20 protein-coding genes are annotated in these 23,071 nt (G+C 46.4%); 2 read left to right on the top strand and 18 right to left on the bottom strand.

Annotation, left to right across the window (positions count from 1 at the left end):
• Positions 1-6: 6 nt before the first annotated feature.
• The 6 genes from J2Z65_RS17655 to J2Z65_RS17630 form a co-directional block, all read right to left on the bottom strand.
• The gene (locus J2Z65_RS17655) at positions 7-1,440 is read right to left on the bottom strand and encodes an FAD-binding oxidoreductase (protein WP_167057962.1); all 1,434 of its coding nucleotides are present in this window, start codon (positions 1,438-1,440) and stop codon (positions 7-9) included.
• Between the two features lie 181 nt (positions 1,441-1,621).
• Complete coding sequence (locus J2Z65_RS17650) at positions 1,622-2,308, bottom strand: GntR family transcriptional regulator (protein WP_167057965.1); 687 nt, start codon at positions 2,306-2,308, stop codon at positions 1,622-1,624.
• 287 nt (positions 2,309-2,595) lie between these two features.
• Entirely contained in the window at positions 2,596-5,394 is a 2,799-nt protein-coding gene (locus tag J2Z65_RS17645) for a glycoside hydrolase family 3 N-terminal domain-containing protein (protein ID WP_167057968.1), read from the bottom strand.
• A gap of 306 nt (positions 5,395-5,700) precedes the next feature.
• Positions 5,701-7,227, bottom strand: a complete 1,527-nt coding sequence (locus J2Z65_RS17640) for an MDR family MFS transporter (RefSeq protein ID WP_167057971.1) — start codon at positions 7,225-7,227, stop codon at positions 5,701-5,703.
• A gap of 298 nt (positions 7,228-7,525) precedes the next feature.
• Positions 7,526-8,395, bottom strand: a complete 870-nt coding sequence (locus J2Z65_RS17635; protein WP_167057974.1) for an aminoglycoside 6-adenylyltransferase — start codon at positions 8,393-8,395, stop codon at positions 7,526-7,528.
• A 47-nt stretch (positions 8,396-8,442) separates the two neighbouring features.
• The gene (locus tag J2Z65_RS17630; RefSeq protein WP_167057977.1) at positions 8,443-9,258 is read right to left on the bottom strand and encodes an MBL fold metallo-hydrolase; all 816 of its coding nucleotides are present in this window, start codon (positions 9,256-9,258) and stop codon (positions 8,443-8,445) included.
• 194 nt (positions 9,259-9,452) lie between these two features.
• Between J2Z65_RS17630 and J2Z65_RS17625 the strand changes: the two genes are divergently transcribed.
• Positions 9,453-9,932 carry a C40 family peptidase gene (locus J2Z65_RS17625; RefSeq protein WP_167057980.1) on the top strand — a complete coding sequence of 160 codons (480 nt, stop codon included), beginning with the start codon at positions 9,453-9,455 and terminating at the stop codon, positions 9,930-9,932.
• A gap of 81 nt (positions 9,933-10,013) precedes the next feature.
• Here the strand turns inward: J2Z65_RS17625 and J2Z65_RS17620 are convergent, their stop codons facing one another.
• Positions 10,014-10,364 (bottom strand): hypothetical protein, encoded by a 351-nt coding sequence (locus tag J2Z65_RS17620; RefSeq protein ID WP_167057983.1) that lies wholly within the window; start codon positions 10,362-10,364, stop codon positions 10,014-10,016.
• A gap of 217 nt (positions 10,365-10,581) precedes the next feature.
• Here J2Z65_RS17620 and J2Z65_RS17615 point away from each other — a divergent pair, with 217 nt between their 5' ends.
• Positions 10,582-10,926, top strand: coding sequence for a DUF1904 family protein (locus J2Z65_RS17615; protein WP_167057986.1), 345 nt, complete (start codon positions 10,582-10,584; stop codon positions 10,924-10,926).
• Between the two features lie 56 nt (positions 10,927-10,982).
• On the opposite strand, the gene J2Z65_RS17610 is transcribed toward J2Z65_RS17615, so the two are convergent.
• The 11 genes from J2Z65_RS17610 to J2Z65_RS17560 all read right to left on the bottom strand — a co-directional run bounded on the left by J2Z65_RS17610 (position 10,983) and on the right by J2Z65_RS17560 (position 23,053).
• Positions 10,983-11,735, bottom strand: a complete 753-nt coding sequence (locus J2Z65_RS17610) for a glycerophosphodiester phosphodiesterase (RefSeq protein WP_167057988.1) — start codon at positions 11,733-11,735, stop codon at positions 10,983-10,985.
• A gap of 16 nt (positions 11,736-11,751) precedes the next feature.
• On the bottom strand, positions 11,752-12,510 hold the full coding sequence (locus J2Z65_RS17605; protein ID WP_167057991.1) for an MgtC/SapB family protein: 759 nt from the start codon (positions 12,508-12,510) through the stop codon (positions 11,752-11,754).
• Complete coding sequence (locus J2Z65_RS17600; protein ID WP_167057994.1) at positions 12,507-13,526, bottom strand: CehA/McbA family metallohydrolase; 1,020 nt, start codon at positions 13,524-13,526, stop codon at positions 12,507-12,509. Before J2Z65_RS17600 ends, J2Z65_RS17605 begins: the two co-directional genes overlap by 4 nt.
• Complete coding sequence (locus J2Z65_RS17595) at positions 13,523-13,984, bottom strand: hypothetical protein (RefSeq protein WP_167057997.1); 462 nt, start codon at positions 13,982-13,984, stop codon at positions 13,523-13,525. The genes J2Z65_RS17600 and J2Z65_RS17595 overlap by 4 nt, the downstream gene beginning before the upstream one ends.
• Positions 13,985-14,058: 74 nt before the next feature.
• The gene (locus J2Z65_RS17590) at positions 14,059-14,904 is read right to left on the bottom strand and encodes an ABC transporter permease (RefSeq protein ID WP_209856004.1); all 846 of its coding nucleotides are present in this window, start codon (positions 14,902-14,904) and stop codon (positions 14,059-14,061) included.
• Positions 14,901-16,043, bottom strand: coding sequence for an extracellular solute-binding protein (locus J2Z65_RS17585; RefSeq protein WP_167058000.1), 1,143 nt, complete (start codon positions 16,041-16,043; stop codon positions 14,901-14,903). The genes J2Z65_RS17590 and J2Z65_RS17585 overlap by 4 nt, the downstream gene beginning before the upstream one ends.
• 25 nt (positions 16,044-16,068) lie before the next feature.
• Positions 16,069-17,100 (bottom strand): ABC transporter ATP-binding protein, encoded by a 1,032-nt coding sequence (locus J2Z65_RS17580; protein ID WP_167058003.1) that lies wholly within the window; start codon positions 17,098-17,100, stop codon positions 16,069-16,071.
• A 29-nt stretch (positions 17,101-17,129) separates the two neighbouring features.
• On the bottom strand, positions 17,130-17,954 hold the full coding sequence (locus J2Z65_RS17575) for an ABC transporter permease (RefSeq protein ID WP_167058006.1): 825 nt from the start codon (positions 17,952-17,954) through the stop codon (positions 17,130-17,132).
• A 22-nt stretch (positions 17,955-17,976) separates the two neighbouring features.
• The gene (locus tag J2Z65_RS17570) at positions 17,977-19,119 is read right to left on the bottom strand and encodes a GNAT family N-acetyltransferase (RefSeq protein ID WP_167058009.1); all 1,143 of its coding nucleotides are present in this window, start codon (positions 19,117-19,119) and stop codon (positions 17,977-17,979) included.
• Between the two features lie 201 nt (positions 19,120-19,320).
• Positions 19,321-20,331 carry a LacI family DNA-binding transcriptional regulator gene (locus tag J2Z65_RS17565; RefSeq protein WP_167058012.1) on the bottom strand — a complete coding sequence of 337 codons (1,011 nt, stop codon included), beginning with the start codon at positions 20,329-20,331 and terminating at the stop codon, positions 19,321-19,323.
• Between the two features lie 97 nt (positions 20,332-20,428).
• Positions 20,429-23,053: a DUF5054 domain-containing protein gene (locus J2Z65_RS17560; RefSeq protein WP_167058015.1), complete on the bottom strand. Its 2,625-nt coding sequence runs from the start codon at positions 23,051-23,053 to the stop codon at positions 20,429-20,431.
• Between the last annotated feature and the right edge of the window lie 18 nt (positions 23,054-23,071).

Raw genomic sequence — 23,071 nt, 5'->3', positions numbered from 1 at the left:
CACTGGTTACTCCCCTTTGTAATCCGTGTAAAAGTAGTTCATGAAAACATGATCTGGATCGTACTGCTCTTTCTTTTGAAAAAACTCTGCAGATCTCGGGTAGACCGTACGAAATTGATCAAGCCGCGGATACGCGATATACGGCAAATAATACGATCCCTTGTGCTCAATCACGCGATCAAGCACAGTCTGGATACCTGAGCGCACACGATCCTGCCCTTCCTTTGACAAAGGAACATTAAACAGACAAACAAGCGCAAACATGTCGTCCGTTGCATAGGAGAGCGCAGCTTCCTCATCATGGTTCACATATCGTACCGTGATATTCAGCAGATTCAACTTCTCCGTTTGCAGCACCATCCTCATGTCATCAACAAAACCGGCGAATTCTTTGACCGGGATGAAATATTCCTGCAAAATATCATTGCTCCCCGCTTGGTGATAGTCCATGAACTGAGATTCTGAACGCATAGCGTTGTTCCTCGTTATTAAGTTTCCTTCCTGCTGGGCAAAAAGCGGCTTTTGCAACTTCCACAGCACATTTTTCCCCCAGTCGAATGTACGGTTCAAATTGAACATCAGCTTCGAGATGATCACGCCGTCTTCTCTCGTTTTCAATTGGTCATTCCCTTCCAACGGAACGGAACGCTCTACCGCATAATTCAATGCATACATTTCCTTCAAAAAATGGTCAGGCGCTACCGATATACGCGCTATATGCAGATGAATATCAGGATTTGCCTTCACCTGCTCCTCAAAATACTGACTGTACGAACTGACGTCCATCTTATCGAACCGCAGCTTATACATCTCGTTTTCAGTCAATGCAAGCGTTACATCAAGTATAATTCCGAACAAACCGTAACCGCCGATAACAAGATTAAATAGCTCTGCGTTCTCATTTCGACTTACGTTAACGATGCGTCCATCTGCGAGAAGCAAGCGGAACGCTTCAACGCTTTTAATGAGTGATCCGTTTCGAATATCCCGGCCATGCGCATTCACGCTAAGGGATCCACCGATCGTAAAAAGGTTTTGCGACTGCATCGTCTTCACCGCCAACCCATAGGGATTGACGTAATCCTGTAAGTCTTTCCATGTCGCTCCAGCTTCTATACGAATCTGTTTTTGCTGTGGATCGAAAGATAGCACTCGGTTGTATGAAGTCATGTCGATGACAACGCTGTCTTTGTAATACGTATGTCCACCTTGGCTATGCCGTTGTCCGGCAATGGAGACAGTCAAATGCTTTTCCCGTGCTTCCTGCAACAGATTCCGCAGCTGCTGCTCCTCATGACCTTTAACTACACTTGTTACTTTTACTGGATGCAGTCGACTGTAATCCGTGATGAGGTAGGGGTCTTGGTCAAGCGAATCATTTTGCAAGTAATTAACGATACAAAGGGCAGTGAGAAGAAAAAGAGCGATCCATTTTTTCAAGTCCCGTTCCTCTCCAGGTGCACCATTGGCCACGGCATTTTACAACACTCCCGTATATTCGCATTTGTAAAATATATCCTATTAACAATTTTAACATGAAATTAAATAAAAAAGCCCCCAAAAACTTTGCTGAAAGTTTTTGAAAGCTTTTGCTGAGAAACGCATATATCGATGGAAGGACCTACTTGAAATATGAGGGGTACTTCAGACGAAGCTCTTCCTTTTCGAAGCTGACGCGGCCCAAATGTTCGCCCATCGCCTTCTCAGCCTCGTCGGGATTTTTCTCGCGGATCGCCCGTGTAATCGCTTGATGCTCGGAAAGAATGATTTGCCAATCGTAATTAACTGCCAATCTCAGAAAGCGGATTCGATTGTAATGAGTACTTAGCTGCTGCAGTAAGTTCCAAGTCCGGTATTTGCCACAGCCAACGATGATTGTTTTATGAAACTCTTCGTCTAGTTCAAACAATCGCTCGTAATTATTCCCCTCGACGCACAGCTCTTGGAGCGAGATCAGATTTTGCAGCTGCATCACTTGTTCCGCATTAAGCATCTCGCAAGCCTGCCGAATGATGGCGCGTTCCATCGTCTCTCTTACAAATCTCGATTCCTCGACAAGCTCAAGATCGATCAGCGAAATGAATGAACCTTTCTGCGGAATCGTCTCGATCAATTCCTCTTGCGACAGCTTAACGAACGCTTCCCGGATCGGGGCGCGGCTAACCTGCAGCATTTCGACGACTTCTTTTTCAGAAATGAACCGACCAGGCTCTAGCTTTAGCTCCATAATGTTTCTCTTTAGTGTATCGTGGACATAGTCGCGGACTAATCCCTTTGCATCTCGTGATGCATCCAATTTAATGTTCATCGTTCTTGTGACCCTCCTAAAGGAGCTCTACTACTACTTCTGTACCAAAGTTAGACAAACCATCAAAGAGCTCACTCCAAGCTGTACAACTAGTATTACTAGTAATACTAAATTGATTATATATGCCATTGTAAGGGTTTGCAACCCCTATTTTTTTGAGTAACACAAGCTCCTCATTACTAAAAAAAACCTAAGAACCGTTTCTCAACGGCTCTTAGGTTTTTTATTGGAGCGAAGGGAAAACGGCAGCAGCCTGCTTTACAGCAGACTGCTCGTAGTCTGAGAGATTACAGTTTTAGGATTGAGCTTGCAACAATTGCAAGGTCTGTAATATCTACTTTGCCGTCATTGTTAACGTCCGCAGCTTTGTATTGATTCCAGTCTGAATCTGTCGATGTTTTACCATAAGCAGCAGCAACAACAGCCAAGTCACCGACGCTGATCTTACCGTCACCAGTTACATCGCTAACTGCACGAGCAATAACCGAGGATGTGAATGTTTGGATGGCCGCATTCAGATCCGTTACTGCTTGATTTACGTTGGCTTGTGTAGCCCCCGTATTATTCAAAACCGTAGTAGCAGCTGTGATAGCAGCTTGCAGGGCAGCTTTTGAGCCTGATGGATATTGTCCAGGATTGCTTCCCTCTGTTGCTGCATCGTATTTGCTTTGAGCATCTGCAATTGCGGCGCTCAGGGCTGCTTTGTCAACCACGATAATTTGAACACTATGGGAAGTACCGCTTACCGTGGACTCCACACCTTGTGCATCAGCCAGATTTACATTAGAAACAATGACAGACGCATTGGCGGATTGCGGCGAAATCACACGGAAATTTAGATTCAGCCAATCTCCGTTTGCATCATGATTGGATCCAACATTGGCCAAGATAAAGCGGATTTGGCCGGATGTCGCTTTTTTGTCTACGATTGTAACGCCGTCCTTAATCGGATTTGCAGAAACGTATTCCAATTTTGTAGGATCGTAAGTTACCGTTACATCTTGCGCGAACGCATTTTGATTCAAGTTCTGTAATGTATAGGTCAAACTGAATTGTTGATTTGCATTTGCTTGGTCAGTACCTGTCAATGAACTGCCAGGTCTTGTAGCTGCATAAGTTAAGCCATATCCGAGTGGGAATAAAGGGTTGCTTTTGTCTTTCGCATTAATTTCAGCGAAATCACGAGGCCACGTATAAGGCAGTTTGCCTTGGAAATCGTAGTCGCCGAATACGACATCAGCAATACCATTTCCGCCTTCTGAACCTGGAAGCCAAGCTTCTACAACGGCATCCCAACTATCGATATCCTTAGTGATGACAAGAGGTCTGCCCGATAAGAGGATAATAACCACTTTTAAATTCGGATTAGCTGCTTTAGCCGCTTTCAGGTTAGCGACAATGCTAGTATCGCTGGATGCTCCGCCACCTGTTCCGTAAGTCAAGTCCGTACCTTTACGGTCACCACTGCCTTCCGCATAAGGATCTTCCCCGATGACGGCGATTGCAATATCATGACCTGCTGTAGCAGTTGCTCCTGTTTGATCCCAATCCACAGTTGCTCCGGCATTTACCGCATTTCTAATACCGTCGAGTGGGTTCGTGCCTTTCGTAATCGCATTTCCTGAACCCTGCCAAGTGAGCGACCAGCCGCCAAGCTCATAACCAATATGGCTTGCTTTATCGCCAATCATGATAATTTTTTGCGATCCATCTTTTTTCAATGGAAGTACGTTACTACTGTTTTTCAAAAGAACAAGAGATTTTCTAGCCGCTTCGCGAGCAAGCGCAGCATGGTCTGCGTTATAGATTACACTCGAAGGACTATTTACACTATCCGATAATGGCTGTTCGAACAGCCCATTCTCGAACTTGACTCTGAGAACTCGGGTAACGGCATCATCAATCCGTGCCATTGATACATCGCCAGAGCCTACCAACGATTTTAAGTTGTTAATGAATCCAGCCCAACCGCTCCCTGCCCCGGAGCTAGCTGTCGTATTCCCTTTAGCGGAAAGCATGAACATATCAACGCCGGCATTTACACTAGCTTTAATTTGTTTTTTATAGTTGGCTGCTCCGCTTACATCATTGCCTTGATCATCTACGACGATCTGTTGAATGGCGTCATAATCCGAAACGACAAAGCCCGTAAATCCCATTTGTCCTTTCAACACATCCGTAATCAGATGTGTATCCGCGTGCGATTTCAGTCCGTTAATACCGCTGTATGTGATCATTACGTTACGTGCGCCTGCATCTACCGCTTTTTTGTAGTAGGCAAGGTAAGGAGCCAAGTATTCATCTTTGGCTTGATTCAGCGTTTTTCCTGCCGGAACCGGAATCGTGATGTTGCCAGTATTTACCCCGTTATCTGTTAAGCCGTCTCCAATGTAATGTTTGATACTGGCAACGATTTTATTGCCTTTCAAAAATCCAGGATCGTTTGGATCGCCTTGCAAGCCTTGTACAGCCGCAACGCCGAGCTTGCTGACGATTTGCGGATCTTCGCTGTAGCCTTCGTACGTTCTGCCCCAGCGAATATTTTGAACGGCTGAAATAACGGGAGCAAATGTCCATTGAATTCCAGTCGCTCTTACTTCTTCGGCGGTAGCGCTGCTGATTCTCTTCACAAGATCCGCATCATTAGCTGCACCCAATCCGACATTATGCGGAAACATTGTTGCATCCTGCAGGTTGTTATGACCATGCACAGCATCTACACCGTAAATGATTGGAATACCGAGACGCGATCCTAAAGCTTGATTTTGGTATTTGTCAACCAAGGCTTTCCAGGCTGTTGGATTATTTCCAGCAGCAGGAACGGATCCTCCGCCGCTTAATACAGAACCTAAAAAATATGTTTGAACGTCGGAAACCGTGGAAAGAGATGCCTTTTCTGCTTGAACCATCTGACCGATTTTTTCATCTAGCGTCATTTTGCTTAACAAGTTAGAAACCCTCTGTTCAATCGGTGCAGCCGGATCTTTGTAAATATCCACGGCATCGGCGACCGCTACATTAGGATAGTTAAGGGGCAATAAGGATAGTAATAACACTGAAGCCACATAAGCAGATGTTTTTCTCATCCTTTGGTTTCAAATCCTCCCATAAAATAGTGACCTTACTTGTGGTGTTCTGGTGCAATATTTATGTTCGATCTGGGTTGAGATTGAGTGCTCCTCCTCTCAATTTTCCGATATAAAATGTATCGAAATAATCAGAAAGAAAACGATTACACAAAATATTATCTTCCTAACATCAGGCAAAGTACATTGGATATTATCATGTTTTGTATAAATATTCTAATATCTTGTTCTTCTAAACATTCAAAAAGCCTAAGGACCGTTTCTAATCGGCTCTTAGGCTTTTTATTGGAACAAGCACTTACTGAATTACACACTTGAACTCGAAGTCACAACAGATGGTGCGGAAGGCGTTTCTTCTTTAGACGTTAAAACTTCTTTTTTCATGATCCAGGTGACCAGGAAGGCTACAACGGCGAAGCCGATGCTAATCGCAAAGATGTGCTGGAAAGCTTCAGCAAAAACCAGCTTGATCTGCAGCAGTAAATCTGCGGAAAGCCCTTGCGGAATGCCTCCATTCATGATGGACTCGCTAGTGCCTGCGGGAAATTGATCCGATAAACCGGAGATGCCGCTGGTAATATTTCTCGAAAGAAGACTGCCGAAAATACTGAAGCCCAGCGTCGTCCCAATGGCCTGAAATAATTGAACGGTTGCCACGCCTACCCCGCTATGTTCCTTGCTGACGGATTCCTGCACAATGAGATTATCGGACCCGAATAATACCCCAATCCCGAGCCCCATAATGAAAAACGAAACGATGATATACAGCACAGTCGTATCCACGTGTATACGTGACAGCATAATAAAGCTGGCGATCGGAAAAATGAACGAAACGATGAACAGATGCTTGTAAGCAACTTTTGTTATCAGATTTCCACAAAGCACACTTGCCGGAATGGCCCCTGCCATGAAAGCTAATGACAAGTAACCGGAGGCTGTCGGTGTCATGCCCATGACATTTTGAGCAAAGAACGGGAATCCGGACATTCCCCCCATAATACCGAGCATCGTCAAAAATACGATAATGGATAGGACGACTACGGAGCGATTTTTGAACAGTACAAGTGGGATGATCGGTTCCTTGGCTTTCGCTTCGATACGCACGAATAGGACGATAAGCGCCAAGGATAACACCAGCAAGCCAATAATGATCGGAGAAGTCCAAGTATATCCTTTTACATCGATTAATACAGGTGCCAGCAGCAGCGACAGCATAGAGAGAACAAGCGTGATGGCGCCTGCCCAATCAATCAATTGTCTCTCCGCATGCTTCGACTCGCGCAGTCCTTTCGAAACGAAAACTGCCGCGGTCACACCGACTGGAATGTTGATGAGAAATATCCAATGCCAACTTACATGGCTGACAAAATATCCGCCAACGGTAGGCCCTAGCAATTGTGGCAAAATTAATAATGGACCGACAATACTTTGTACTTTTGCCCTCTGCTCTAAGGGGAACGTATCTCCGATGATGATCATGCCTAATGGCATGAGGCCGCCTGCGCCGATGCCCTGGATGCATCTGCCGATCAGCAGCATTGTCATAGAGCCCGATAAACCGCAAATGACAGAACCGGCCAAGAACAGGGCGACACAGCTCAAATAGATTTTCTTTCGTCCGTAAATATCGGCCAATTTGCCGAAAATAGGCATGAACATCGTGATCGAGAGTATGTAAATTCCTGCTACCCAACCGTAAAGTGATAGCCCATGCAGATCCCGAATTATGGTTGGCAATGCCGTGGACACGGCAGTTTGGTCCAATTCGGAGAACACGAGCCCTAACAGGAGGCCGATTAAAATCAGCTTTTTGTTATTCGCTTCCTTATTCAATTGCGCACCTCATCTTTTCAAAATGATTGATTTCCATACGTTCATCTTACCTGCGTACAGGAACTCAATCATCCGACTTGAGGATTTAATCATTCTCCGTCTGAAGGCGGAAATCAATCGGGAATACTCGCGGACTGCTCCAAACAAGCAAAGCAAATAAGGCTTTTATCCTCCAAAACAACACCGTCAAGAAAGCCTTCCCGACAAAAGATTTGTTTGCCGCATGTTTTACAAGTGCCAACAAATTCTTGCATACTTAGCCCCCCTATCGTCTTCTTTCTGCCTCCGTCTATGATCCTCAGTAAATGCCATCTGCATTTGAAGGAAGTTCCCTCACATGTGCCAAATGAGCTGTCACACGTTCATCTTCCTCTGCAGCATACGGATAACCGAAATGATCAGCCACTCCGAGCGCTGTTTCTCTGAAAAGTTCACACATGACAAAAAGCCCGTTCCACATATTGTCATAGTCTCCATCCGAATACGTTCGAACAAATGCCGCCCAATAATCAGGCTCCAAGTAGGTCTCGAAATATTTGCCGCATTTCCCTGAATCAACGGCGAAATCGGTTTTCACTCCGATATGCCATTGCAGCATCTTTATCAGCATGTCCCTAACCGGCCGATCATACATAAATTTCGCATAGGCAAGCTCCCTGCGCCACAACCCTTTGGCAATATATGTACTTACCCACCAGAACTCGTTGCAGCAATTGGCAAACTCGGCTGCGGTTGGCGGTTCCGGCAAATAATCACGATTGCTTGGTTCCGCAAAGGGCTCGATGATACCATCCTTATCCAGCAAAAGCACGCTTAAGCTGTCTCTCCCGAGAGCAGCCACCTGGTCAGCCGCAAAGTACGTAAGATCGATCCGATTTCCATCTGTGAATTGCATGAGAAAGGCAAATTTGTGAAACGGTTCTGAAGCTTCAGGGCCCATTTCATCAGGCGTTTGCATAATAATTAATTCCCCAAACCGTTTAATCCAACTGCGGTCGTTTATAAAAGACTGAAGCGATGCCACCACGTACACAATGTCATAGTCCTGAAATATATCTTTCGGAACGTTCGGATTAACACGCGATCCATTCATGATAACAGCACGGATATGCTCGTTTTCTTGAGCGAATTGAACAATTAATTGCAGCATTTCATTTTCCGTTCTCATTTCTTCCCCTCCACAGGCAGCCATCTCATCATCAAATTAGGACAGAACTACAAGTACTCTCGTTTCATAATACTCACGTTTTCCTTATGACATTCTTCGGTAAAGGACGATAGAAAGGCATGCTCTTGATAAAGAGCTTCTAGCGCAGGCTCATCATTCGCAATAACGGACTGCCGAAGCCGCTTCAAATAATCGGAAGCCATCTCCAGACGTCTCTTCATTTCTTTATGTTCCGAAGTTGCCAGACCATGTCCAGGAATTAAGAGTTGAATAGAATGCTTTTCAAGCATCATGCAGCACTTTTCAAGGGTTTGACTATAGGCTTTAGCGCTCTGATAAATAAATGGAAGCTCAAAATCCGATACATAATCACCTGCTATCCAAATACCGAGCGGTTCAACGACCGTCATCAAGCCATCAGCCGTGTGACCAGGCGCGTGATAGAAAGTCAATGTTGTCTCTCCTAGTTGAAGTTGTTGACCATCTTCTTGGACCACAATATCCAGCTCTGGAAACTGAATGGGATAGTTTCTGGTGATGTAATTTTGGTTGTCAAAATCCCGGATCAGCTTCAGCTTGTGCTCTTTCTTAGGGTGATTTTGAAGTTCCAAACTGCCAATTGTTGTCGCATCCGGAAATGCTTGATACCCAATAATATGGTCGAAATCGCCATGGGTAAAAAGAAGATATGTCTCCCGCTCCCCTTTGATCGCATGGACATAATTTTGAATCGCCGCGACTTCATTAGGCAGCCAATTCGGGTCTACGATGAGTACCATCTCCTTGGTTTGGATCACCGTGGAAGTGGTTTGAAAGAGTGCGCTTTGGAATACAGTAACGTGTTCATTTTGATATTGAATCATGACGGCTTAGTCCTTCCTCTGGTCATTTATATCATTCATCTTATATTAATCTACTTTCGGCTAACAAGAATTACATTGGTTAATATCCCCTTCAGAACCAGTAATCAACTAGGGTTCACCATGATTTTCTATGGTACAGTTATCCCATAAAGCCTTCTAACTACCAAATTTGGAATAAGGAAGTGTTAATACATATGAAAAAACTAGTTATTTCTACCACTGTAGCGCTTACAGTACTATTTTCGACGGTTGGGGTGTCAATGCCTGCATCTGCTTCAGCACAAGAGATTTACGCGACGAATGGTCATAAATTTGTGAATACTGCAAAATCATATATCGGCAAAGTAACCTACCGTTTTGGTACGAGAGACCCACAGCATCTGACATTTGATTGCTCCGCATTTACACAATTTGTGTTCCAGAAAAATGGCGTAAGCATCCCATGGGGCTCTAAAGCTCAAACGAGCTTCGGTTCCCGAGTTCCCAGCAAGAGCAAATTAGCTATTGGTGACCTAGTCATGTTCAGCGTGAGCAAGCCTGGCCAAATCGACCATGTAGGAATTTACGTTGGAAACGGTAATTTTATAAGCAATACGAAGAGCTCAGGTGTAGTCATTTCATCACTGAACACAGGTTACTGGAGCACTCGCTACATAACAGCTAGACATTACTAAGATCTGCTTCCTACAAAAAGAGAGTTCAGGGAATTTCTTCTTCCTCTGAACTCTCTCCTTTTTCACTTTCAGGTACACCGATTATTTTTTCTCAGTATGCTCCAAAATACGCATTTTGACTTCCTCCGGATTTTCGACTTGAAACACAACTTTACCAAACTCATGACCCTCAAGTTCCAGAACCACGACATCATTGTGATTCTCATAAGAAATGAAGCACCATCGGTCCCCAATCAGAAAACGGCCTTCTCGTATATCAGCAACAGAGGTACCTACTCTGAATCGAAACATGGATAATTTGAAGTCCTCAATGGAAACTTTATTAATGCTGTTGTACGGAATTTCGACCCGACGTTTTAACGCCGCAGCGCTTGTCAATCCTGATAGATGAAGAATGAAACGATCGTTCGTATATTCAATTGTTCTTGACATAGGATTACCTCCGAGCTTTCAATTATTTACTTGCAGAACTCATTTTCTTTCCTAAACTTATGAGAACATCTATAATACGTCTAAGCGCAGCAAATCGTTCACATGACCTATCTATCTAGTTCTGAGAATGATTTCATCTAAAATCGGTTTTGTTTTTACGTTAACTTTTCAATAGAATGATTAAATTCGCAAACAACTATGCAAAGAAGGAATCAGCATGCCGTTTCTCCGTTTCAAAGGATTTCAGAAGGACTTCGTTTCTTCGATTTCGACCAACGTGATTCAGGAATTCTCAAAGATAACAGGCGTCTTGCAGCAAAAAGTCAAAATCGAGCTCCTGCTTGTAGATCAGTTAAACAATTCACCGCAATCTCTGGAAATCCTCATGTTTCCCAGAGATCAGGAAATGCATGACCGCATTGCACAGGAAATGAATACCTTGTTAGCCGCGCATGGCTTTCGCGATGTTCATATCTTTTTTATCCTATTGTCCCCTCATTTGTACTACAAAGAAGGACAACCTCTGAAGTCCAGCCTGGAAGAGCCGATTTCGTTGACGTGAACCTATACAAAAGAAAAAAGCCATCTTGGGTTACAACTCAAGTTGGCTTTTTTGCGCTAACAGCTATACAATTCCTTCAACTGAATAAGTGCAGATACGTGACGTGTCGTGATCGAATGAACCCCCATCTCAATAAACCGCTTCATCTCTGCTTCCTCGTTGACCGTCCAAATGCAAACATCAAGCCCATAACCCTTCGCGATCTCAAGCAGTTCTGGCTTCACAACGCGATAGTTTAAATTAAGCCCAAAGCAAGCAGCGCTTACTGCATCTTTACAGATTTGATGCGCCGTATCGGTGTAGTTATTTGCCATGAATATCGCAGCATCAACGTTGAGAAGCTTGTGAAGGCGCGGATTAACACGCTTTACGAGATGGGCTCGATCGATCTCACAGCCTGAGAGAAAGACTTGCTCCAGAAGTCGATTCTGTTCGATCCAGAGGGAAACGGGCTCGACACAGGCATCCGATTTAAGATCCAAATTCAACCGAACGCTCGCCCCCTGCAAGTAAGTTAGTAATGAGTCCAAGGGAAGGATCCGGATCGTCTCGTCCTCTGAGCCGTTATGTGCTTTAATATCCAGCTTGCTCAGCTCTGCAAAGCTCATCTGAGAAATGCAGTATTCGCTTCCGTCTGCTGCATGAACTTGATCATCATGGGAAAGTACAAGCATCCCGTCTGCTGTGATAAGAATGTCCTCTTCAAGGATATCGACTCCTAGACGAAGTCCTGTCTCTATCGATTTAAGCGTATTATCCGGTGTGCCCATGCAGCCGGTATGGGCAGTCATTCGCGGAAATGAAATCATAACATTTTTCCTCCTCTTAATGTACCTGCCTGACCCCTTGATGCGTGACGTCCAATGATTTGCCTCCTGATTCAGTCCAAATGACAAAATCCAAGGTATGTACCTTCTCCATGGCCTCCATAAGCTTGACTGGATTTTGGACATGCAGCACGAATTGCAGCTGTATGGTCGCTGCTTCTCCAGAGCTTGCTGCCGCGTCTTTACGCATCATTTTGACATTCACGATTTGAATCCCCTCATTACTAAGGGCTGTGGCGATTTGACCAAGCGCAGTCGGATTATCCAATGTCTTAATCGTCATCTCGTGATTTCGCCGGTGACGCATGACATATTTCTCCCACTTGTTTAGGACAAATAGGGAAATCAGCAGCAGCATGGTGGAGAAAACGGCTGCATAAAGAAAACCGGCTCCGACGCATAAACCGATGCCGGCTACGACCCAGATCGATGCGGCTGTCGTCAAACCGCTGATGGTCGAGCCATTTCGCAAAATCGCACCGGCTCCGATAAACCCAATTCCGCTGATGACTTGGGCCGCAAGACGGGCTGGATCTAATCGCACGTTCGGTTCATTAGCAAATTCAGAAAACCCGTAGATCGAAAGCAGCATGATAGTCGTCGAGCCCAGACAGACCAGAATATGTGTCCGGAATCCCGCGGCATGATTATGCCACTCCCTTTCAATGCCCACCGCTCCTCCCATAAAAACCGCTAAAACCAAGCGCAATAGCAGTTCACCATGGCTAATTGTCCAAATTCCCGCTGTCCCTGTCATGCGAAAACACTTCCTTCTGTCATATAAATGGCGTTTGTAAATCCGATCAACGTACACAAGTTGCAAAATACACCGTACATCTCGGCCCGCATCCATTGCACGCCGGTCAAATCAAGCTCTGTGCTCATTTCTGACCGATCCCGCGTCAATTTCAAATTCGCCAGCTCCCCTTTATTACTAACGAGTTTCATCTCTAACGGATGATCGGGCAGCTCCCATTGGCCTCCTCTTGCAGAGAAATCGACCCCAACCATGACTTCATATCGCGCGCCTGGCTTAAGAGGAACGACATCGCCGATATCCGCCGATTGGCTCTTGGCATGGCTGACTCGCAGCTGAGGCAGCGGCCCCATGGAAACGGCAACCGCTCCGCGTTTCAACGCATCGAGTGCTGCCGCGACAATGCCTGAGCTTGCCATAACCGTATCGCGCAGCCCCAAAAAAGTCGCCGATACCGGCTCTGAAACCGGGTCGGATACGTGCCAATCTCTGCCGCTTGTAGCTGCTATCCGATGCCCTTGATTAAGCAGATCCGTCCACAGTCTGAGCGCACGCGCGTTATTTCTGCGGATGGACGGAAATAATCCCGACCAAACCTCGATATAATCGATCTCGTTCCAGTCAGAGACCTCAAATTCCCAGTAGCATCCCGTACACATCGGACTGCCAACGCGAAAGGGATGAGCCAGTCCGACAAGCCCGCCTTGGCGATGGACGCCTTCTATCCCTCTATGGATGTGGAAGGGGCTTAAATTTCGCCAATCCACATACTCGGATAACCCCAGTGTGAGCATATGGCCGAAAAATGTGGTCCATTCCAGACCAGGAATCACTTCCACACCTGTAGCCGCAACAACCTCTTCCCGATTCGTTAATCCTGTCATTGTATTATGATCCGTCAGCGCAACCCCTCGCAGCCCTAATGCTTTGGCAGCTTCAGCAAGCTCCATAAGGGATTGCTTGCCATCGCTATGAAAGGTGTGACAGTGCAGCTCAAATGGCAGCCATTGCTTCATACGTCTGCACCTCCTTCCCAAACATGCAGACGATATCGGCATTCTTCGGTCACGACACAATGAAGATTAATCATGATTTTCAATTGCCCCCTTGGAAAGACGCCAGGCGTAAACCCTGGAGAAGCCTCTGTAGATGTGATCACAAGATGCTGGATCGGATCATGTCGGTGTCCGGCGCCTCGAAAACCATGCTCATCATCGAAGGACAGCGTCATCAAATTTTGTAAAGGCAGAAACTCCCGCCAATTGTAAGTGGCTCTGTGTTCTTCCAATATGTACTGGTTAAGCCCTTCGCGAATCAGCGCCTCGGCCTGACCTTCATTCTCTAGTTTTTTCGGATCATAGCCGAATTCAACATGAAGCTGGTCGCAATCCTTCTGCAAATGGAGGGTATAAGTAATATGGCTTTTCGAACAGCTCGGTGTCACGGTTCCTTCAGCAATAAGCAATGTCTTCATCGGATTTCCTCCTTCTAGATGAAAAGCACCTATCCCCTCTCTAAGGGACAGGTGCTCATTCCATAGCATTACCCTTAATGCGACGATAGTTTATCGTCTTTGATCATGGTGCGGATGTAGAAATAACCCATAAATGAGCATAAAACGAACATAAATACAGCTGTAGCGCTTGCGAGCTGAGTTTCTTGATATACCGAGAAAACTTGGCGCATCGCGACCCCAAGCACTTGCGGCGAGTTCGGACCAATTAAGAACGGCGCTGTAAAGCCGCCAATGATCCCCATAAAGCTGAAAGTGATCGCTACTAACATCGTGCGGTAAGTCAGCGGAACGATAAGTTTGAAAAAGATTTGCAGCCGCCCTGCGCCGATATCTTTCGCACTTTCGATCAGAGCGTTCGGTATACCTGATAATGCAGAGGCAAGCAGCATGGTGGTAAACGGAATATTAAACCAAAGATTAGCTAACAAGATTCCTTTATAGTCGAAAATAATCTTTGGAATCGATTCCACACCAAGGGGCAGTAATAGGCGCGACAACCAACCATGATTGCCATACATGTTAATAATCCCGTAAGATGCGATAACTGAAGGGACAAACATCGGAATCATGTACATTTTTTTTATGCCATTCACAATGCGTCCGCTGCTAAACCGCATGTAGATCGCAAGCGCATAACCGATCAGAACGACGGCGAGTACGGAAATAATCGTCAGCTTTAACGTGAATACGATGTTGGCGGACATCACCTTATCCGTAAAAAGCTTCGTGTAATACTGCATCGTATACGTGCCGTTATCGTCTCTAAAGCTCTCGTTGATCGCCAGAATGATCGGGACAATAACGACAAAACATAAGAGTAAAAAGGCAGGAATGACGAGTGACAGTCCAAGAATACCCTGCTTTACCTGTTTATTCATTGGCCTGCAACTTCTTGCTGCCACCGTTTTTGAATCTCTTTGCCCAAATCACCAAGGTTGAACGTGCGGTATCCAGCTGCCACATCCTTAAATTCATCCCTCAGATTCGCTGGCATTTCCGACCATTTAATGCCCGGATAGCCATACATTTTCTGAATAATGACGGTTTGCGCTTCAGGGGTTAGAACAAAATCAAGGAACTTAGCAACCGAATCCAAGTGTTCGGAAAGCTTCGGAGCCATCAGATAAGTCGGACCGCCGGTGAAAGACGGGCTAATTTGCGTCAGCTTCGTCGTTTCGGGCAGCAGCTTTTTGCTGATTTGCTCAAGCCCTTGGTCTGACCAAGCCGGTATCATATCCACCTCGCCGTTCGCCATTAAATCGAGCGTGCCTTGATTTTTCTTCGGATACACGCCTTTCTGGTACATGCTCGGGTGAAGCTCTTTCAGCAGCTTAAAGCCTTTATCCCACTGCTCCATCCATTTCGGGTCCTGGCTCGTATTGGCTTCCGGCGGAAGGAAGTTATAAATGGTCGTCTGTACAAAAGAATCCCCAGACCCGCCGGTAGCTGGATCATTATAGGCAAAGCGGCCTGGATTTTTACGTATCCAGTCGTACAGCTCATCCGCCGTTTTTGGCGGATTCTTCACTTTTGCGCTGTTATACGCCAAAACAACAGCTGAAGCTCGGTAAGGAATTCCCTTCCCGTCGAGGTTTTTCAAGTTATTCTCATCAATTTTACTTAAATTAGGAATTTTTGTTTTGTCTAAGGAAGCCCACAGATCGCCTTTCATCCCCTTAGTCAAATCGCTTAAACTACTTTCGTACAGGTCAATGTCACCGGACTTTTGGCCGGCTGCTTTGGCAGCGGTGATCCGGTCAAGGGTGGACTGGCCGCCTGAACCAGAGTCGATGTAAACCATCTTCACCTTAATATTCGGATTCGCTTTTTCAAACATCGGGACCAAGGTTTCCCACAGCTGTTTCACGTTTAGAGAGCCGGTAAAGTAGAATTGGAACTCATCCTGCTTCTGTGAGCTGCTTGCCGGCTTACTTCCCCCGTTACTGCAACCGACCAATGTCGATAACACCAAAACAGAAGCTGCTGCTACACTCAACCGTTTTTTCATAGAGACCATCCCTTATTCCTCCTTGGATTTCTATTTATTTCTTAGGCTGACCCATATAAGTCAGTACCTTGGAAAACGTGACATGTACAAGCTGACCGACCTGTCTATTCTTCACAGCATCACGAGGCAAAAAGGCTTTGAGCAAACCGCATTCCGTTTCGAGCGAAACTTCTGCATAATGGCCGAGAATCATGATTTGATGAATTTTGGCAGGTAACCCCTCATCCAGCTTAACAAACATAATATCCTCCGGACGGACAGCCACCGTGACTTCCCCCTCCAGTTGATTCACATTATGAAATTGCAGCTGCTTAACATTCACGTGAGAACCGCCAGCGTTCCCTTTAATGAAATTCATTTTCCCTATAAACTGAGCGGTAAACAACGTGCGCGGATTGTCGTAGATCACTTGGGGAGATGCCATTTGTTCCACATTCCCCGCATTCATGACGACGATATTGTCGGAAATGGACAGCGCTTCCTCCTGATCATGGGTTACGAATACCATGGTAAGTCCGGTTTTGGCTTGAATATCGCGCAGCTCTTCCCGCATCTCATGCCGAAGCTTCGCATCCAGCGCTGAGAAAGGTTCATCCAGCAGCAAAACAGCAGGTTCCAACAGGAAAGCTCTGGCTACGGCTATACGCTGCTGCTGCCCGCCTGACAGCTCACCCGGAAATTTCTTCTCAGACCCAGGAAGCCTGACAAGCTCCAGCACCCGGTGAATCGCTTCATCGATTTCCTGTTTGCTTTTCTTCCGGATTTTCAAACCAAAGGCGAGGTTATTGTAAACGTTCATATGAGGCCACAAGTTGTAGCCTTGGAAAACCATCGCAGTCGGCCTCTTCTCAGGGGGCAGCTTCAGTACACTCTTGCCCTCAATGAGAATATCGCCGGAGTCAGGCTCAAGGAATCCTCCAATACTTCTCAGAACGGTTGTCTTCCCGCATCCCGACGGGCCGAGCAAAGTGACTAGTTCACCCTTTTTTACGTCAAGATTGATGTCTGAGACGCCCTCGCCTGTTTTGTATCTTTTGGCTAGTTGCCTAATGGATAGTTGGATCATAAGCTACTCCTTCCATGGAATGACTGAGTTTATTTCATTTGGAAGCCGCTTGACATCACGTCTGCTGAAACGAAACGCTGTGCAGCAACAAGCAAAATGATGGTTGGCAGTGTCAAAATAATGGAAAAGACTGCGCCTGCCGTACTCGGATAATCCGAAATGATCGAATACATAACTACAGGCATTGTACGGAAGTCCGGAATCCCAACAAGGTAAGTTCCCTGTGCTTCATCCAGTGAGCTTAAGAAGGTGAAGATCGACGCGACTGTAATGCCGGGAAGTGCCATCGGAAACGTAATGCTCCAAAAGACGCGAAACGGCGATGCGCCTACATCTCTCGCCGACTCCTCCTGTGCTTTATGGACATTGCGGAAGGCCGCTGAAGGAATCCATGTCATATACATCAAGGTATTGACGATATGGATGAGTACGACTCCGAGAAATGTGTTCATCAGTCCGACTTTATAAAACAAAACCGCAATGGAAACGTACAAGCCCATTTTCGGGAATGCATGCGTTAGCAGGAAGGAAAACAAGAAGATCCGGCTTAACGGGAAACGAATTCGTGCAAACGCATAGGCGGCAGGTATGCAGAGCAGTATAGAGAAAGCGGTTACAACAATCGCAATCATGAACGATAAAGAGATAGATTTCACAACTTCCTGGTTGGAAAGCACGAACCGCCACCAATCCAGCGACCACGATTGCGGCAGTGGAGCCGGATATTGCCACCTCCCTGTAAACGCTAGGATGAGAAGGTTCAGCAGCGGTCCCATAAAGAATGCGGCAAAGACGACAAGGATAATAAATTCAACCAGCTTACGTCTACCTAGCGCTTTGAAGTACCACAGCATGTCGTGTGACCTCTCCTTTCTACTAGACAAAATTTAAATTATCGGTATACACCCACGGGAGCGGAAAAAGCTTGCCAAGAATTTCTTTCAATTCACTTGTTTCCGTCAGCTGCGGACCATTAAAAACAAGTCTTGCAGCTCCACGGCGATCGACGAGATGTGCATGGCCGCGATAGGCAATCCGATAACCGAAAGATGCTTCAGAAATCTCCAGCTCCGAGAGCGTCTCTTCGCTTACTCTTGCTGCCATATAGGGTTTCAAAGATCGCCATAAACCAAGAAAATCGATTATCCGAATCGTTCCGGGAATGTTGGTTTCGATAAAGGAAGCGCCACTCACAACCAGTTTTTCTACAAGCGCCGGACGATCTCCCATCACGTGCACATTCACTTGCCGTCCATGGAAATTTAGAGCGATTTGCTGCAACAGGACTAACACAGACTCATCACTGCCGGCATATTCAATGACCTTTACGGACGAGACACCATTTTTTTCTATCGGGCCAAAAACGATATACCCTGCTGCAGTTCCGTCTGAGTCGCAAGCCATCCATACATGCTGTTCAGCGCTAGCATTGCTTAAAACGGCAGCACTGCGGATTAATTGGGCAAGCTCAGCTTCCGTTCTTTTGTAATAAGCGGTATCCTGCTCCATGAGCGTAATCATTGAAAGCAGGTCAATGGACTCATCGAAAGGTCTTATCGTTAAATGGCTGGAGACCTCATCATCATGTACGCCAGATCGTGCTTGGAACGTAAATAATTTCACCGCACCAACCTCGACACAATCGTTTCTAAGGTATAGATTGCGCGCACCTGATATGAGCATCAGATGAGCCTCGTCCTCAACACACTTCTCCACACTCATTTTGAAAAGTGTATCGGCATACTGCTTTCCGCGATAGGCCGGATCTGTACATACAGCACCCATACTTACTGTGCGAATAGAACAGCCTTCTACGGATATGTCAGCTTGCAGCAAGCCAACTAGCGTAGCGAGAACCCCCTCATCCTCCATAACGAGCAGATGACCGGCATTTTCCTTCGCAAAAAGCCTTGCATAAGCGGTACCCATAGACGTTTGCCCAGGCTTACGGAATATGCGGTCTGCTAGCTCAACCAGTCTATCAATTTCATCTATTTTTGCTGTACGTGGCTTCGGCATTTCATTCCCTCTTTTCTAGGTATGCGCTTACCCTTATTTTAAAATATGTCTCACTCTGTAAACTATGATTGATTCAAAGAATGATTTGGAAATCAATTAAATAAATGGTCCGCATTAAATAGCAAGGAAAGCGCTTAACCTAATGTGAAAAAGGTAGACCGCAGCACCTTTTCGAATTTTTATCGTGACAGGTCAAACGGTCTATTGCTCCTTATAGGACACTGATGAATTGCGTAAAACAAGCTCAGGCAGCAAAACAACGCGCTGCTTAAGCACTTTCTCTCCTTTGATCTCCTGTACAAGCAGATCGACCGCCCTGCGCCCGATTTCCTGTATGGGTTGGGCAATGGTCGTAAGCGGCGGATCAATTAAGGTTGCTAGAATCGTATTGTCGAAACCGACAACCGAAAGATCGTTCGGCAGCTGCATGCCCGCTTCTCTGGCTGCGCGTATAGCGCCTATGGCCAGCAGATCGTTACAAGCAAACACGGCTGACGGCCGGTCTTCCAGTTGAAGCAGCTGTAACATGGCCTTTTGGCCTGTTTCAACCGTGAATCCTCCGGTTGCTATAAGATGCTCCTCCACTTGCAAACCTGCGTTACCCAGTGCTTGTTTACAGCCTCGAATCCGCTCACGGTTGCTCATGTTATCCATATCCTCTACAAGGATGGCGATCTGCCTGTGACCTAGCTCAACAAGATGATTACCCGCTTGGAAGCCTCCGAGATAATCGTCGACCATAACCGTATCCACAGCGAGCGTTGGCATTTCTCCCGTTATTAAAGCAATAGGGATATTTTGCTGGATCAGCTTCTTCAGGAAGTGATCATTTTGAATCCGGGTGGCGGAAATCATCCCGTCTACTCGCTTTTGCATGAGCAGCGATAAATATTTCACTTCCTTGTCCGGATCGTTGTCCGTGCTGCAAATAAATACGCTGAAACCGTGTTCGTGCCCCCGATCCTCAACAGACCGGGCAATTTCGGCGAAGAAAGGATTCGCCAAATCAGGAAGTGTGAGGCCGATGGTGTATGTACTCTTCCCCGTTAATGCGGACGCTACCATGCTTGGCTGGTACTTCAGCTGCTCCATTACGCTATGTACGTGCTTCCGCGTCTTATCGCTAATTCGGCCTGTGGCGTTAATCACTTTCGATACGGTAGCGATGGACACTCCGGCGGCTTGGGCCACATCGTAAATGGTCGGTTTCATTCCTAGCCCCTCTCAAAATACGTTCCTTTTCACTGATATTCCATATTGGCTCTATCATACGATAAGAACTGCCGCGCTGTAAACTTGATAGTGACGATTAACGGATAATTCTAAAAGTATGCACTTCGAAAGGATTGGTTACCAGGCGAAGCCGATTCTCATTCATTTGCAAAACTTCTTGATCTCGCTCTAGAAGATTTGTCACACGAACTTCGTTCACTTGCTCCGGGAGTACAATCTCCACTTCTCGCCGTACACCTGTGCACTTGCGAATTCGCAGGATACAACCATTTCCATTTTCTGCAAGTTTCCAGCAGCTTACAGCCATCCCGTCCAGCCCCGCCGGAAGCATTTCTGCTATCGCATTGCGCTCGTCGGCTAGAGCAGATGTCGTAACGGTTTGGGTCATCGTTTCCTGCGCGATTTTCCAAACCTCCTCTTCTCTCCAATCCCCCGCATGCGGTACCAAGCGGAACCGATAGCTCAAGTCTCCTCCGCTCCATTGCGGAAAATTCGTCCCCCACCAGTTATTGAATAAATTGAAATGCAGTTCCGGTTTCTCTGGTTTATACTCATGCTCATAGTCCCACATGCCATTTGTCCCAATAAAAAACAGCGGCGAATCAAGCGGAATGACGGCCATACCCGCGAAGCCGTTGGAAATATCAACAAAATGCTCGCAGCAATGAAGCAGCGTGCTGGAGGAACGAATCGTATCCGTCAACGGATTCACGACAGAGCCCAGCTTATTGATCCTGAACTGCGGGCGTTCCAGTTTCAACGGAAACACAATATGGCCCGATTCCGCCAGCGGTGTTTCCTGTTTAGCGTGAAGCTTGTAGGCAGCGTCCAAATACGGTGAATCGTCGGTCAGAGAGAATGTCCATTCGATTGTACCCGCATTGCCATAGTCGGACGTAGTTTCAGCATCTGTAACCGCCTTAATTGTCAGACCAGCGGAGCTGTCATTTTCCCAAATAAGTACATCTGCTGAATGCGTAGAGAATGTAAGTCTTTTTTGCAACTCCGGGTAATCGGTTTTCCCGAAATCATGCACTCCCCAATCATAAAAACGATACGCGTATTTTTTCAAGTAGCGCGTGATCTCCTTATTGGAGTAAATATCATAGTTGTACTGCCCGAAACCGGTTTCAGAACGGTCGTCAATCCACTCTTTTCGGAGCTTCTTATCCCAAAGGCTTTGAATCCAGCCCGTGTTCCGATCTACTTTTACGATCATATGGGGATTCTCGATAACCGCCTGCGTTTCCGTCAAATAAGCAATAGATTTCCTTTCACTCCTTGCTGGGATCGAAGCCGACTGGCCTTCTTTCTTCGCATAGTAGAGTGTCTTATAACCAAGCGCAGGCAGGCCGCTGATTAGAGCTTCCGCCCCACCCTCACACAGCTGCAGCGCAATCACTTCGCCTGAAACCGAATCGATCAGCACTTCATCTTCAGCTGGCAGGTCACTTTCTGGAATGAATGTTTTGGCATTCCGGCTCCAGCCTAGATGCGAATGAACGCGCAGCGCCTTAGAGCCTTGACTGCCGCTCAACTGCTCTTTCGTCAAACCGGCTTTCGCCTCATGCAAAGAGCTTTCCGCTTTATTCAGATAATCGATCTGCTCTGCCCAGGACTGCTCCATCCGCTGATAACGTTCGCTTTGTTTTAACTGCAGAAATGATTTCTTATCATACGCTACCCTAGGAAATAGAAAGGTTTTGCAATCCATTCCCCAAGTGTGCTCGCCAAACAACAGCGTGTGCTCGTAGCTTTCATCGATTTTCGCTTTTACCACTTGTTCACTTTCCAACTTCTCACCTGTAAAATGACTCACGGCCAATGCGCTTTCGACAGCCGTTACTTGGCTTCTCAGCGCTCTGACCCTTGCCACCTCACGCGGTGCAGTCCCGACACCATGAATCCAAGAATCGGCCATATCGCCGCGAATAACCGGCAATTCCGGGTTTCGCGATAAGAAATCCGCTGCGAAATCGCCCAAACTGCCGATATGCAGCTCGGCCGATGAGCCGCTGTCTCGAATGGAAGCTTTCATCTCTTCGATGATGCTCGCATCATGCGGCCCATGATTGTCGCTCGTCTGAATCATCGCGAGCCAAACAGGGTGCGTCCACTCCTCCGGAGGCAATATGCCCGTCCCGTAGGATCCTTTGGAATAAAACGTCAGCAGCCTTTCACCATCCGGTCCCTCCCAATAAAATACCGGCGGAACGTCTGGCGGCGTTGTAGCCGGATTGCAGCCGAGATGAAGAAACTCAACGCCAGCTTTCTTAAGGAGAGAAGGCACAACCCACGTGTGTCCCGGAACATCCGTCATTTTGGCATCCTTCGGGTCGTACCCGAAGCGGTCAGTGAGTCCTTCAGACACGTACATGCCGCGAATCCATTCCTCCAGGCCGCAAAATTCCGTGTGTGTCGTATAGGGAAGCTTGTGCCAGATCAGTTGCCGATTTTCCAGAAAGCCAAGCGCCTTCTGCTTTTCTTCCTCTTGACTGCCTTTCAGAGATTGAAGCAGCGGCCATGCGGACATGGTCCAAACGTATTTTTCATGTTCGTCATTTTCTTTGGTCCGGTCACAAATTTCAATAACATCCTTCAACATCTCGGTGCGATATCGCCCAACGACGTCTGAGACTAATCCCGTAAAGCCAATGTCAAAATGCGTTTTAAAAACGACATAAATCTTCTCTAATGTCATGCCTCTATCTCCTTCTGT

Source organism: Paenibacillus aceris, assembly GCF_017874035.1.
GTDB classification, from domain to species: domain Bacteria; phylum Bacillota; class Bacilli; order Paenibacillales; family NBRC-103111; genus Paenibacillus_E; species Paenibacillus_E aceris.
Note: the sequence above shows the minus strand (reverse complement) of the source record. Positions and strands in the feature narration are given on the sequence as shown.

Bases quoted from the DNA above. Each gene is read 5' to 3' on its own strand.
- J2Z65_RS17650 (WP_167057965.1), bottom strand. From the start codon at position 2,308: ATGAACATTAAATTGGATGCATCACGAGATGCAAAGGGATTAGTCCGC.
- J2Z65_RS17645 (WP_167057968.1), bottom strand. From the start codon at position 5,394: ATGAGAAAAACATCTGCTTATGTGGCTTCAGTGTTATTACTATCCTTA.
- J2Z65_RS17635 (WP_167057974.1), bottom strand. From the start codon at position 8,395: ATGAGAACGGAAAATGAAATGCTGCAATTAATTGTTCAATTCGCTCAA.
- J2Z65_RS17630 (WP_167057977.1), bottom strand. From the start codon at position 9,258: ATGATTCAATATCAAAATGAACACGTTACTGTATTCCAAAGCGCACTC.
- J2Z65_RS17625 (WP_167057980.1), top strand. From the start codon at position 9,453: ATGAAAAAACTAGTTATTTCTACCACTGTAGCGCTTACAGTACTATTT.
- J2Z65_RS17620 (WP_167057983.1), bottom strand. From the start codon at position 10,364: ATGTCAAGAACAATTGAATATACGAACGATCGTTTCATTCTTCATCTA.
- J2Z65_RS17615 (WP_167057986.1), top strand. From the start codon at position 10,582: ATGCCGTTTCTCCGTTTCAAAGGATTTCAGAAGGACTTCGTTTCTTCG.
- J2Z65_RS17610 (WP_167057988.1), bottom strand. From the start codon at position 11,735: ATGATTTCATTTCCGCGAATGACTGCCCATACCGGCTGCATGGGCACA.
- J2Z65_RS17605 (WP_167057991.1), bottom strand. From the start codon at position 12,510: ATGACAGGGACAGCGGGAATTTGGACAATTAGCCATGGTGAACTGCTA.
- J2Z65_RS17600 (WP_167057994.1), bottom strand. From the start codon at position 13,526: ATGAAGCAATGGCTGCCATTTGAGCTGCACTGTCACACCTTTCATAGC.
- J2Z65_RS17595 (WP_167057997.1), bottom strand. From the start codon at position 13,984: ATGAAGACATTGCTTATTGCTGAAGGAACCGTGACACCGAGCTGTTCG.
- J2Z65_RS17590 (WP_209856004.1), bottom strand. From the start codon at position 14,904: ATGAATAAACAGGTAAAGCAGGGTATTCTTGGACTGTCACTCGTCATT.
- J2Z65_RS17585 (WP_167058000.1), bottom strand. From the start codon at position 16,043: ATGGTCTCTATGAAAAAACGGTTGAGTGTAGCAGCAGCTTCTGTTTTG.
- J2Z65_RS17580 (WP_167058003.1), bottom strand. From the start codon at position 17,100: ATGATCCAACTATCCATTAGGCAACTAGCCAAAAGATACAAAACAGGC.
- J2Z65_RS17575 (WP_167058006.1), bottom strand. From the start codon at position 17,954: ATGCTGTGGTACTTCAAAGCGCTAGGTAGACGTAAGCTGGTTGAATTT.
- J2Z65_RS17570 (WP_167058009.1), bottom strand. From the start codon at position 19,119: ATGCCGAAGCCACGTACAGCAAAAATAGATGAAATTGATAGACTGGTT.
- J2Z65_RS17565 (WP_167058012.1), bottom strand. From the start codon at position 20,331: ATGAAACCGACCATTTACGATGTGGCCCAAGCCGCCGGAGTGTCCATC.
- J2Z65_RS17560 (WP_167058015.1), bottom strand. From the start codon at position 23,053: ATGACATTAGAGAAGATTTATGTCGTTTTTAAAACGCATTTTGACATT.